General features: G+C 65.1%; 1 protein-coding gene. It reads left to right on the top strand.

Annotated features, from left to right (window positions below; all coding sequences use genetic code 11):
- A partial coding sequence (locus EN749_RS36680) for a 3'-5' exonuclease (protein ID WP_189368035.1) occupies positions 1-756 on the top strand: 756 nt, incomplete at both ends.

The following is a 756-nucleotide window of genomic DNA, read 5'->3' as shown; positions in this document are numbered from 1 at the left end:
GTTCACGCCGGCTTCGCTGTTCGACAGCGTGACACGGACCTATGCGGCGCGCGCCGAAAAGCCGTTCACGCATATCGTGGTCGACGAGGCGCAGGATCTCGGCGTTTCGGAGTTGCGCTTCCTTGCGGCTATCGCGCCTGACAGCCCCGATGCGCTCTTCTTCGCAGGCGACATCGGCCAGCGGATCTTTCAGCAGCCTTTCTCGTGGAAGGGGCTCGGCATCGACGTGCGCGGCCGCTCCTTCACGTTGAAGGTGAATTACCGCACATCCCAGCAGATCAGGCAGATGGCTGACCGCCTGCTTCCAAAAACCATCCGTGACGTCGACGGCTTGGAGGACGATCGGCGCGGTGCGGTATCGGTGTTCGAGGGGCTCGAGCCGACAGTGGTGATCGCCGACGACGAGGCGGCCGAACGCGACGCGGCAGCCGCTTTTATCCGCCAATCGCTCGAAGACCGCATCCCGCCCGATCAGATCGCCATTTTCGTCCGTTCCTCGGCCGAACTTCCGCGCGCGCGAGCGATTGCCGAGGCCGCCGCACTCCCGCATCGCACCGTATCTTCCGGAAAGGCCAGCGATGCCGCCGCCGCCCTGGTCGGCACCATGCATCTCGCCAAGGGCCTGGAGTTCCGGGCGGTGCTCGTCGTCGCCTGCGATGAAGGCGTTCTGCCGCTCGCGGCCCGTGTGGCGGACGTCGCCGACGAATTCGAACTCGACGAGGTCATCGCGACGGAACGGCAACTTCTCTATGTGGA

It is taken from the genome of Mesorhizobium sp. M7A.F.Ca.ET.027.02.1.1 (genome assembly GCF_004022985.1).
Classification (GTDB): domain Bacteria; phylum Pseudomonadota; class Alphaproteobacteria; order Rhizobiales; family Rhizobiaceae; genus Mesorhizobium.
The sequence above is the reverse complement of the archived record's forward strand: the minus strand, read 5'-3'. Positions and strand labels throughout refer to the sequence as shown.